Source organism: Gardnerella nova (assembly GCF_049244055.1).
In the GTDB taxonomy this organism is placed as follows: domain Bacteria; phylum Actinomycetota; class Actinomycetes; order Actinomycetales; family Bifidobacteriaceae; genus Bifidobacterium; species Bifidobacterium vaginale_H.
The window spans coordinates 956062-968085 of the sequence record NZ_CP058369.1; the positions used below are offsets into that span (position 1 = coordinate 956062).

At 50.4% G+C, this 12024-nt stretch carries 10 protein-coding genes; 1 reads left to right on the forward strand and 9 read right to left on the reverse strand.

What is annotated here, in order from left to right; all coding sequences use genetic code 11:
* The first annotated feature begins 219 nt into the window (after window positions 1-219).
* Complete coding sequence (locus HXT56_RS03875; RefSeq protein WP_421777774.1) at window positions 220-768, forward strand: single-stranded DNA-binding protein; 549 nt, start codon at window positions 220-222, stop codon at window positions 766-768.
* A 703-nt stretch (window positions 769-1471) separates the two neighbouring features.
* Here HXT56_RS03875 and HXT56_RS03880 read toward each other — a convergent pair.
* The 9 genes from HXT56_RS03880 to rpmE form a co-directional block, all read right to left on the reverse strand.
* The gene (locus HXT56_RS03880) at window positions 1472-3304 is read right to left on the reverse strand and encodes a proline--tRNA ligase (protein WP_421777775.1); all 1833 of its coding nucleotides are present in this window, start codon (window positions 3302-3304) and stop codon (window positions 1472-1474) included.
* Window positions 3305-3580: 276 nt separating this feature from the next.
* Window positions 3581-5053 carry a PIF1 family DEAD/DEAH box helicase gene (locus HXT56_RS03885; RefSeq protein WP_421777776.1) on the reverse strand — a complete coding sequence of 491 codons (1473 nt, stop codon included), beginning with the start codon at window positions 5051-5053 and terminating at the stop codon, window positions 3581-3583.
* A gap of 49 nt (window positions 5054-5102) precedes the next feature.
* A complete protein-coding gene (gene orn / locus HXT56_RS03890; protein ID WP_421777777.1) occupies window positions 5103-5810 on the reverse strand; it encodes an oligoribonuclease in 708 nt (235 codons plus the stop codon).
* A 160-nt stretch (window positions 5811-5970) separates the two neighbouring features.
* Window positions 5971-7515 carry an IMP dehydrogenase gene (guaB, locus tag HXT56_RS03895; RefSeq protein WP_116711935.1) on the reverse strand — a complete coding sequence of 515 codons (1545 nt, stop codon included), beginning with the start codon at window positions 7513-7515 and terminating at the stop codon, window positions 5971-5973.
* Between the two features lie 52 nt (window positions 7516-7567).
* Complete coding sequence (locus tag HXT56_RS03900) at window positions 7568-8671, reverse strand: MraY family glycosyltransferase (RefSeq protein WP_250309600.1); 1104 nt, start codon at window positions 8669-8671, stop codon at window positions 7568-7570.
* Between the two features lie 153 nt (window positions 8672-8824).
* Window positions 8825-9484, reverse strand: a complete 660-nt coding sequence (locus tag HXT56_RS03905; RefSeq protein WP_421777778.1) for an L-threonylcarbamoyladenylate synthase — start codon at window positions 9482-9484, stop codon at window positions 8825-8827.
* Window positions 9462-10397: a peptide chain release factor N(5)-glutamine methyltransferase gene (gene prmC / locus HXT56_RS03910; protein WP_421777779.1), complete on the reverse strand. Its 936-nt coding sequence runs from the start codon at window positions 10395-10397 to the stop codon at window positions 9462-9464. The genes HXT56_RS03905 and prmC overlap by 23 nt, the downstream gene beginning before the upstream one ends.
* A 129-nt stretch (window positions 10398-10526) precedes the next feature.
* Window positions 10527-11624 carry a peptide chain release factor 1 gene (prfA, locus tag HXT56_RS03915; RefSeq protein ID WP_421777780.1) on the reverse strand — a complete coding sequence of 366 codons (1098 nt, stop codon included), beginning with the start codon at window positions 11622-11624 and terminating at the stop codon, window positions 10527-10529.
* A 93-nt stretch (window positions 11625-11717) separates the two neighbouring features.
* On the reverse strand, window positions 11718-11930 hold the full coding sequence (gene rpmE / locus HXT56_RS03920) for a 50S ribosomal protein L31 (protein WP_004113085.1): 213 nt from the start codon (window positions 11928-11930) through the stop codon (window positions 11718-11720).
* Window positions 11931-12024: the final 94 nt, after the last annotated feature.

Consider the following 12024-nt stretch of genomic DNA (forward strand, 5'->3'; position numbering starts at 1 on the left):
TCGCCTACAACTTATGCGTAGAATTGTCAACTTTCGTAGTCGATTGTGCATAACTTTTAGCTTTTAACCACAATGAAGAAATTTTCTGGCAGAACTGTTGCGCAACGTTAATAGTAGATACTACTGCGGCATTTCCTCATGGCTGCGAAGCTCAGAGGCAATGGTGGCTCTGTTTTCGGGGCTGAAATGGCTGCAGTCCAATTCTTGAAAGGATAAAATATGGCACAACAACAGTCAACAGTGACAATTAGCGGATATGTAGGCGCAGAACCGGTGTGTTTTGGCAATAACGAATATTCGCCAGCTTGCTCGCTACGAATCGGCAGCACTCAGTCCTATTACCGAAATGATGAGCAGCAGTGGCACGATCGTCCAACTACGTGGATGACAGTGAAAGCGTATCGCACTTTGGCTTCAAACGTGCTGAAAAGTGTGCATAAAGGCGACGCCATCGTAGTTTACGGCACTTTAAGTACCGAAAGTTGGACTAAAGACGGCAATAATTACAATCGCGTTGTTGTAGAAGCACAGACTATCGGTCATGATTTGAATCGCGGAACCACACAATTTACGAAGCATGCAAGCCAATCAGATAATAATCAAACTGAAAAAAGCGCGCCAACAGAAGAAAATAATCAAAACGTACAAAACGTACAATCTACGCAAGCCGCGCAAAACGTACAATCTACGCAAAACGTACAATCAGAACAAACTGACTCTCACACACGCACTATGGAAGATGAATTTGGGGGTGATGCCAACATCTAAGAAAAACGTACAAATATTTTACTCTTAGCGTGGTGGAGATTTGAGATTTTTCGCACTGAGCGCGGGACGCTCGCGCGCGCTTTGACCGAGCTTGAAATCAATGGGATTTCAAGCTCCTTCAAAGCGTGATTTGGCTCAATTGTGAAGCACGGGGTGCTTAACGCTCGCGCGGGTAACGCGCTCGCTACGAAACTCGCGTTGGAAGTCCCCCGGACTTCCAACTTAAGCGAGTTTCCGCTCCGAGTTGCTTTCGCGCGCGCAATGCTGCGCTCAAGCAGGTCGTCAGCGCACACCAACCACAACCTAGTTTCTAAGTATTACCACACGATTCTGTCCTGCCTTCGTCAATCGAGACGAAGGCAGACCTCGCTTGCGTTGAAAGCACCCCGTGCTTTCAACTTGAGCAAGCTCGGCGCTCCGAGTTGCTTTCGCGCGCGCAATGCTGCGCTCAAGCAGGTCGTCAGCGCACACCAACCACAACCTAGTTTCTAAGTATTACCACACGATTCTGTCCTGCCTTCGTCAATCGAGACGAAGGCAGACCTCGCTTGCGTTGAAAGCACCCCGTGCTTTCAACTTGAGCAAGCTCGGCGCTCCGAGTTGCTTTCGCGCGCGCAATGCTGCGCTCAAGCAGGTCGTCGCGCAAGAATATCAATATTCCTGGCGGCAAATTACGAAAGAAAGTTGTTACGAAAGCAGATCGTTACGAAAGCAAAGCGTTTACTCGATCAGCGATGCGGCTTGCAGCTTCGTCAACTGGAACTGCTTCGACGTTGGAACCGTTGCGATCACGGATTTCAATCGTACCATTGTTCACGGTGTCGCGTCCCGCAACTGCAATAATCGGCACGCCAACAAGCTCAGCATCTTTGAACTTTACACCTGGAGAAACCTTTGGACGGTCGTCAAAGATTACTTCGATGCCCTGCTTGCTGAGTTCTTCAACAACCTTTTCAGCAGCGTCGAAAGCAACCTGATCCTTGCCGGTTGCAACAACGTGAACTTGAGCTGGAGCAATTGCCATTGGCCATGCGAGACCAGCGTCGTCGTGATGCGTTTCCGCAAGGCAAGCGATTACGCGGCTCACGCCAATACCGTAGCAACCCATCCACACTGGCACAGCCTTACCGTTTTCGTTAAGAACGCTTAAGCCCAAAGCCTTGGAGTACTTTAAGCCGAGCTGGAACACCTGACCAATTTCCACACCGCGCTCGAAACTAAGCGGTCCGGAACCGTCTGGGCTCATGTCGCCGTCGCGCACTTGAGCTGCCTCAACAACGCCGTCCGCCTCAAAATCGCGGCCGTAGACAGCATGGTACACGTGCTTTCCTTCTTCGTCGGCTCCTGTAATCCACTCACTGCCCTTTGCAACGTGAGCATCCATCAAGTAACGAACAGGATTTGCAATGCCGCTACCCTCTTGGCGAGCCTGAGGACCGAGCACACGAGCGCCAATGTAGCCCTTCACGAACTCAGGGTGAGCTTTTAAATCATCCTCGGTTGCTTCTTCAATTTCTGCTGGAGCAAACTGAGCTTCAAGACGCTTCATATCTACCTGACGATCACCCGGAATACCAATAGCCACGATTTCGCGCCAAGGCTCCTCATGCTCGCCACCTTCAGCATCAGCCGGATGCTTAACAGCAATAATCAAGTTCTTCAAAGTATCGCTTGCTTGCCAATCGCGGCCGTCCTCTCGAGGATGCAAATCGTTAGAAACCTTAACCAAAGCCTCAATTGTCTTAGCGTCTGGAGTTTCGAGAGCTTCCATTGCTGGAGTTGCTGAGCAGTCCACGTCCGCAACTTCTGGAGTGGTTAAAGCCTCAACATTCCAAGCTTTTCCGGAAGGTGCGAGCGCAAAAGTATCCTCACCAATCGGCATAGGAGCAAGGAATTCTTCAGAATCAGAGCCACCCATAGGGCCGGAAACAGCGTGAACAATCACGTATTTAATGCCCAAACGGTCGAAAATACGAGCGTAAGCAGCACGCTCCTCAACGTAAGCCGACTTCAAACCATCTTCGTCAATCGAGAACGAATAAGCATCCTGCATAATAAACTCGCGTCCGCGGATAAGGCCTGCGCGAGGACGGAATTCGTCGCGATACTTCGTTTGAATCTGATACAAAGTAACAGGCAAATCCTTGTAAGAAGAATACATATCCTTAACAAGGAGCGTGAAAACTTCTTCGTGCGTTGGAGCAAGAAGGTAGTCAGCCTCATGGCGATCCTTAAGGCGGAAAATGTTGTCGCCGTATTCTTCCCAACGGTTGGTAGCCTCGTAAGGCTCGCGCGGAAGAAGCGCCGGGAAGTGAACTTCCTGCGCACCAATGCCGTTAATTTCGTCGCGAATAATTGCCTGAACTTTGTTCAAAACCTTAAGTCCGAGCGGAAGCCAGGTCCACACGCCTGGAGCGGATTTGCGAATATAGCCTGCGCGCTGCATAAGTTTTGCGGAAGTCACGTCCGCGTCTGCAGGATCCTCGCGCAGCGTACGAAGGAACAGCTGAGACATACGAAGTACATTGGAATTCATGCGTTCCAATCTATTTGTGCATGAGGACATAAACATTTGTTTACGCGCATCAACAAATAAGCCAAAACAACAACAAACACCGGAGTTTTTCCGGCAAATGTTCCAAAAACCAGCCAAAACAACAACAAACGCCGGAAAATCTCCCGCAAATGTTCCAAACACCAGCCAAAACAGCAACAAACACCGGAGTTTTTCCGGCAAATGTTCCAAAAAAAGGCCAAAACAACAACAAACGCCGGAGAAAAATCTCCGGAGAATGTTCCACAAAAAATCGCACTAAAACTCGTCGTCGAAAGAAAATTCGTCCTCTTCGCTACTACCGCTGCCAACGCTGCTACCGCTAGCAAAAATATCGAACTCCTGCTGATCCGCAGAATCGGCTTCCGCAGTATTCGTTACGAAAGCAGCAGCACCCTTGCTAGCAAGCAGCTCACTTGCGCACCTTGACGCCTCACGCAAGGATCCGTCAAGCAGCACAGCGTCAGCAGAAACACTAAACGCGCGATCGTTAATACCTTCTAAGTAAAGCCCGCCCAAATTTTCCACGCGAGAAAGCGCCACATATCCCATTCCGGGAGCGAAAGTCCTACGCAAATCCATTACCGCAGCATCGAGCGTCATACCTTGCGACTTATGAATCGTAATTCCCCACGCGCACCTAAGCGGCACTTGATTCACGCTTGCAAGCACCGTTTCACCGTCCGTCATTTCCCAAGCAGCCGGCTTAAGAGTCACAATATTGCCGTTTTCAAACTCAACAATCGGCCAGCCGCCCTTAGATTCAGGAGCAAAACGCAACACGCGTCCAACCGAACCGTTCACATACTGCCGATCTTGGTCGTTACGCAACGCCATCACAGCAGCTCCGGCCTTCAAAACTAAACGTTCCGGAGCGAGCATATTCTTCTTTAAGCGTTCAACAAGATTTTTAGGCCCGGCTTCCGTTGCTACAAACTCGTGAGATTCAGCGTCTATTGCCGCAAGTTTAGTATTATTCAGGCCGTCCGCCTGCGAGTTAGTAGGGAAAAGATGCACCGCAACTTCGTCGTCTTGAGGATATTCGCCAAGCCTGCCAGCAAGCACTTGCTTATCGTCTTCACTTACGCAACCGCAACGAATATCCGTTAAAACGTCAAGTAACTTGCCGTCGTCCTGACGATGTTGCTCTGTCAAATAGCACACAACAGGCTTCAACGCGTCCCACGCAAAGGATTCCGTAATATAGCCTTCCGGATTTTTGTCGGCGGCAGCATACTTTTCGCGCGACTCAATAAACTCAGGGCTTGGTTCGAACACGTCGCGATTTCGCATAGAAGTGCTAACCGGCGGCAGTTGGAAGAAGTCGCCTGAAATAACTACTTGAAGCCCACCGAAAGGCGCAGGATTTTTGCGCACCTTCCGGCACACTTCGTCAACCATGTCAAAAAGCCACGCGTGAATCATGGAAACTTCGTCCAGCACGAGCACGTCCGTAGCTTTTATGCGCTTTCCTCGCCGCGATCGAATAGTTTTCAGCAGGCTTGCGGTAAGTGCATTCGCCACCCCGGTTCCGCTCCATGAGTGAATGGTTTGACCGTTCAAATGAGTTGCCGCAATGCCTGTAGAAGCAGTTACTGCCACGCTTAAACCGTCTTTTCGCATTGCGCGAATTGCTTCGTTTAATACGTAAGTTTTGCCGGAACCCGGGGCGCCGGTGATAAACGCGCTTGAGCCGGCAGCGATTATGGATAGGGCTTCGGATTGTTTCATTGGCAGTACCTTTTATTGCGTTTAGTAGTCGCGCTTTGTTTCGCTTTGTTTAGTAGTCGCGCTTTTCTGCGGAATTTACGTCTTCTAACGCTTCTCCACGACGCTCGTAGTCGCGAAGTAAGCTCGTACTTTCAATATGCTGCGCACCCGCCTTTGCCTGCGCCTCGCTCGGGCCTGGAGCTGGCACGAACATCATATCGCGGTAGTAACGAAGCTCGTCAATCGACTCAATAATATCCGCAAGCGCGCGGTGACCACCGTGTTTTGCCGGCTTATTGCGGTAAACGTCCGGGTAAAGTCTGCGCGAAATCTCCTTCAACGTGCTCACGTCGATTACGCGGTAGTGCAGATTTGCCATTAAATCTGGCATGTAACGGTCGAGGAACTTTTTGTCGGAACCGACTGAGTTTCCAGCAAGATGCGCTTTTCCGCGAGCTGGCAGGAAGCGCTTTACGTACTCAACTACCTGCTTTTGCGCTTCTTCCAAAGGCAAACCGTTCTTATTCCACTCGTCAACGAGTCCGGAAGAAGTGTGCATATTGCGCACGAAATCGTTCATATTAGCCACAGCAGCTTCGCTCGGCTTAATCACTAAATCAATGCCGTCGTCAAGAACGTTCAAATTAAAATCGGTTGGAACTACAGATACTTCGCACAATTCGTCGTGGAAAATATCAAGACCCGTCATCTCGCAATCAATCCAAATTAAACGCGATTCCTCCGGCGTAAAAGTAAGATCTTCCTTAGCTTCAGCCATTTTCGTTCCTTTCCTAATATTTTTTTAGAACCCATCAGCCTACATCTTCGTACAGACGAGGCGCGTATTAAAAACGACGAAAAGCTGGCAAGTTGTAGGTAACTTGGGTAACTTTTCGCCGTTTAAAATAGTTGCGACTTATACGCGACTTATACGCAATTTAGTTGTGGAAACCGCTGTAGTTTGGCGCTTCTGCAGTCATCACAATATCGTGAGGATGAGATTCGCGAAGGCCAGCATCCGTAATACGAATAAAGCGGCCACGCTCCTGCATTTCCTTAATATTGTGCGCACCAACATAGAACATGGACTGGTGCAAGCCGCCGAGAAGCTGGTAGAGCACAGCGTTAAGTGGACCGCGATATGGCACTTCGCCTTCAACGCCTTCTGGAACCACCTTGTCGGAGCTGGTGACGTCAGCCTGGAAGTAACGATCCTTCGAATAAGACTTCTTACCACGAGGAGCCATTGCGCCAAGCGAGCCCATGCCGCGGTAAAGCTTGTACTGCTTGCCGTGAAGAAGAACCTTCTCGCCTGGAGCTTCCTCGCAGCCAGCCAAAGTGCCGCCGAGCATAACGGTGTCTGCGCCCGCAACCAAAGCCTTAGCAATATCGCCAGAATAGTGAATACCGCCGTCAGCAATGCACGGAACGCCAGCAGCCTTGCAAGCCTGAGCCGCGTCGTAAACCGCGGTAAGCTGCGGCACACCAACGCCAGCAACAACGCGCGTGGTGCAAATAGAACCTGGGCCAACGCCAACCTTTACAGCGTCGACGCCAGCGTCAATCATGGCTTGCGCGCCCTGACGAGTGGCGATATTGCCACCAATAATCTGCACGCCATCGAAAGCCTTATCTGCCTTAATGCGACGAATCATGTCGAGAGCCAAGCGAGCCTCACCGTTTGCGGTATCAACTACGAGCACGTCGACGCCAGCTTCCATAAGCGCGCACGCACGCTGCCAAGCATCCCCAAGGAAGCCAATGCCAGCAGCCACACGCAAGCGGCCCTGATCATCCTTAGTAGCATCCGGATACTGCTCAGTCTTCACAAAGTCCTTAACGGTAATCAAGCCCGTAAGCTTACCTTCGGCATCAACCAAAGGCAACTTTTCAATCTTGTTATCCGCAAGCAAGCGGTGAGCATCCTCTTTGGAAATATCGGAAGGACCAGTGACGAGATTTTCGCGAGTCATCACGTCCTTCACCTTCAAGCGGTCGTAATCTTCGGAAGCAATAAAACGCATATCGCGGTTGGTAATAATACCAACTAAACGATTTTCGCTATCTACTACCGGCAAGCCCGAAATATGGAAACGCCCGCACAATTTATCTAAATCTGCGAGCGTTGCGTCTGGGTGAACAGTAAGTGGGTCGGTAATCATGCCCGACTCGCTGCGCTTAACAATATCAACCTGCGCAGCTTGATCATCAATAGAAAGATTGCGGTGAAGTACGCCAATACCGCCGTTACGCGCCATGGCAATAGCCATATCGGACTCGGTAACAGTATCCATAGCTGCCGAAATAGTCGGCACTTTCATGGTAATTTCGCGAGTCAGACGAGTGGAAGTGTCCACTTCGGACGGGATAACATCAGTTTCGTTTGGAAGCAGCAGCACGTCGTCGTAAGCGAGACCGAGCTTCTCGAAAATTGGTGGAACAGGAGCATACACGGATTCCGTGTTCATATCAGTTGTAGCCATAGGGTTACTATACGTTTTCGCTATGACGTTTGCCGAAACGCACCACAAAACGCTACGAATTGCGAAGCTCGGGCAGGCGACGGCGCAAGTACGGCAGCATTGTGAGCACAGTAAGCAGCGCAGCAGCAAGAATCATCCCAACAAGCACATACACAGCTTTGAAGAACAGAATCATAATAGAGCCAAACGCAATCAGCGCCGCCCATCCCCATAAAATCAGCACTGCACCTTGCACGGAATGTCCGATGCGCAACATGCGATGATGCAAGTGCATGCGATCCGGGTGCATTGGCGACTGCCCTTTAGCAACGCGCCGCGTAATCGCCAGGCACATATCGAGAACCGGCAGGAACAGCACCAAAATCGGCAGCAGAATCGGCATAAACACAGGCAAATAGATGCTGGTGTGCACAGCGGAAGGGTCCAAATGGCCGGTCATAATAATCGACGCGCACGTGATTAAGTAGCCGATTAGCATGGAGCCGGAGTCGCCCATAAAAAGTTTCGCAGGATGCCAGTTGTGCAAAATGAAGCCGACGCACATTCCCACCATTGCAACGTCTATAAGCGTTGCCATTGAAGCGTAGGATGGCGACGTGCGCGCGAGCATGTAGGAGTAGGTTGCGAAGGCGATGCCGCCGATTGCTACGATTCCGGAAGCGAGGCCGTCGAGTCCGTCCACGAAATTTACTGCGTTAATTGAGGCCACAATAAGTATGGCGGTTATGGCGATTGACACGCTTGGCGAGGCCGTTACGAGGGAGCCGAGTGGCAAAGTTACGATTTGCAGCCCTCCCCACGCAACGAACACGGCTATAAGCAGCTGGCCGGCGAGTTTAAGCATCCAGTCTAAATCCCAAATATCGTCGCATACCCCAAGCAGGCATATCATGACTGCTCCGGCGAGTACCACCCACGGCTGGTGAGTTCCAGCAAAAAGCCCGGAAATAAAGGGCATCGAGCTTGCGAAAGCCATGGCGACTGCGAAACCAAAAAGCATACCCACCCCGCCCATGCGAGGAGTCGGAATCGTGTGCACGTCGCGCGCGCGAACTTTGCCGACGGCTCCCACTTGAATCGCAAGATGGCGCACAAGCGGCGTAATCAGCCACGTTGCTCCACCTGCAATTGCTGCAATAAATAGGTATACCCTCATCGGCTATGTCTTTCTGCTATTTTGATATTCGCTTGACTTTATTTGATTGTATCGATTTGACGGTACCGCAAAATTAGTAAATTACTTTTGCAATTTTCGTTACTTTCGCAACTTTCGCTACTTTCGCTACTTTCGTTACTTTCGTTACTTTCGTTACTTTCGCAAAGCCTCGCGGATTTCACCTTCCGAAATCACGCCTTCACGCAAAATCACGATGCCGTCTTCGTCGTTTGAATCCGCGCCAACTACCGTGCTTGCCACATGCGAGCGAGTTGGCCCCGCGTTCAAATACAGCGGAATTTCGTTACCGAAAGCCGCAAACGCTTCTTCCACGCTGTCCGCACTTTCGTTACCACTGCGATTCGCGCTAGAAGCAGCCAAAGGGCCGGTAACGCGCAAAATTTGCATTAATTCCGGGCAATCCGGCACGCGCACGCCTTGAGTTGCTTCAGTTTGCGCATCGTTTTCATTCATTTTGCACAACGTTGCAAGATTTGAAGCAATCGAACCTTTTTTCGCGCGCGCAACCGGAGAATATCCGCCCGGAAGGAACTTTCTAGCTAAAATATCCAGCGGAGACGGCAAATACAGCCCAAGTTTTTCTAAGTCCCCCACTCCGCTCATTAAAATTTGCAGCGCCTTTGTGCGCGGCCTGCGCTTAAGTTCGTAAATTTTGGCAACCGCGGCTTCATTGAACGGGTCGCAAGCCACGCCGTACACGGTGTCGGTCGGCACTACGATCACGCCGCCTTCGTTAATAATTTGCGCTGCCATTTGCAGTGATTCTTCGCTAATATTGCAAATTTTGCTCATTTTTTGCCTCTTTTTTGCATACTACAAATCTTGCTCTGTTTGTTAAATCGTTTTTGACTTTTGCGCTGATAAATCCTATGTTTTTTGCATAATCTGCAAGCGCCTCACCTTGCGAAATATCGTGCTCCATCACCATCGCTCCCCCAGGCTTAAGCAGCGCAAAAGCCGCGCGCATAATTTGCTCCGGAATACGCAAGCCGTCCGCAGAACCGCCGTACAATGCAACCGGCGGATCGTATTCTCGCACCTCAACCTGTTCCGGCACCTGATTTTCTGGTACGTAAGGCGGATTTGTGATTACTAAGTCTACTTTGCCGCAAATTTGTGCAAGTTCCGGCGTTAAATCCGAAATATGCGCTTTGGTTGCGTCTGCAAGCACAGCATGATAGCGACTGGAAATCTGCAGATTTTCTTGCTTTTTTGCAGTTTCTTCAAAATTTTTTCGCAAATATTGGAAGGCTTCGGGAGATTTTTCTACAGCCCACACTTGCGCGTCCGCAACTTCCGTCACCACCGACAATCCAATCGCTCCCGAACCTGCGCATAAATCAACTACCGTAGGCTTGCTAATATGCGATTCTCGCAACCAATTCAATCCAGCTTCAACAACAACTTCTGTTTCGGGCCGCGGCACAAACACGCCTTTTCCAACCTGCAAATCCAAGTAGCGAAAAGGCGCGCGACCAACAATATGCTGCAACGGCTCTCTTGAAGCACGCCTAGTTACAAAATCACTATATTTGCCAGCATAATCAGGCGAAAAATCACCTAAATCGCCAAGTATTAGCGCCTTGTTCAGCTCAGCTAAGCTCACGCCGCACGCCTTAGCCAGCAGCAAACGCGCGTCGTATTCCGCCGACTCCACGCCTGCTTTACGAAGACGCGCAATAGCATTTTGCAAAAGTTCGCGCATTTTAAGAACCGTTTGGAAATTTTATTTAGTTTACTTAACTTACTTACTTAACTTACTTACTTAACTTACTTACTTAAGTTACTTACTTAAGTTACTTACTTAAGTTACTTACTTAACGTACTTGGCTACTTACTTGGCTTGCGCTAAGCGGTCGGCTTCATCTGCTTGAATATCGCTGTCGATAACCGGCTGTAAGTCGCCGTTAAGCACCTGGTCAAGATTGTAAGCTTTGTAGTTCGTGCGATGATCCACAATACGATTTTCTGGGAAATTGTACGTGCGGATTCGCTCAGAGCGGTCGAGAGAACGCACCTGCGAGTGACGCATATCCGCCGCCTCTTGAGCTTCCTGCTCGTGCTTCATGGCAAGCAAACGCGACTTTAACACGCGAAGTGCTGCCGCACGGTTTTGAATCTGCGACTTTTCGTCTTGCATGCTCACCACAATGCCGGTTGGAATATGCGTCATGCGAACTGCGGAATAAGTAGTGTTCACGGACTGTCCGCCAGGGCCGGAGCTCATGAAAATGTCGATTTTCAGATCTTTTGGATCGATTTCGATTTCGTCGTCATCTTCGTCTGCTTCTGGGAACACGATTACGCCGGCTGCGGAAGTTTGTATGCGCCCCTGCGATTCCGTAACTGGGATGCGCTGCACGCGGTGAACTCCACCCTCGTACTTCATGCTTGCCCACACGCCGTCTTCTGGAGCAGGCGTACCTTTTGCACGAATCGCAAGCTGCACGTCTTTTACGCCGCCAAGTTCAGTTGAATTTTCGCTTTGGATTACGGTAGTCCAGCCGCGCTTTTCTGCGTAGCGCATGTACATACGCAATAAATCGCCAGCAAACAGAGCCGCTTCCTCGCCGCCCGTGCCAGCTTTAATTTCCATAATCATATCGCGCGCGTCGTCCGGATCCCTAGGGATCAGTGCCGTGCGAAGCTTTTCTTTTGCTGCTGGAAGTTGCGCTTCTAAACGCTTAGCTTCTTCAGCGAAATCTGGGTCGTCGCTTGCCATTTCGTTTGCGGCTTCGGAGTCGTCGCAAAGCTGCTTGTAGTTGAGGTAAGCGTTTACGATTGAGCCGAGTTCTGCGTGCCTACGGCCGAGTTTGCGAATGGCGTCCGGATTTGACGCAACTTCCGGACTTCCCATACGACTTTCAATATCGCGGTATTCTTCTAACGCGGTAACTGCTGCCGGGAATTGTTCCTCTACTGACTCAGCCATCATATTCCTTAAGTTGAAAGTATTTAATTGAGCACACAAAACGCCAGCCCCGATTCCGCGAGTTACACGAAAGCAGGGCTGGCGTCACAAAAGCTACTTAGTCTTCTTACCGTAGCGCTTCTCGAAGCGAGCCACGCGGCCGCCGGTGTCGAGAATCTTCTGCTTGCCGGTATAGAATGGGTGGCACTTTGAGCACACGTCAACCGTCATGTGATCTCCATCAGCGGTGGAACGGGTTACAAAAGTGTCTCCGCAAGAGCAGGTAACCTGCACTGCGTGATAGTCGGGATGAATACCCTGCTTCATAATGTCTCCTATGGAATTCGGGCGACCCGGGTCGCAAAGCCCCAATAGCTAAGCGTGAACCGGAACCTTTGCGATTCTAGTCACCACCCTCGAC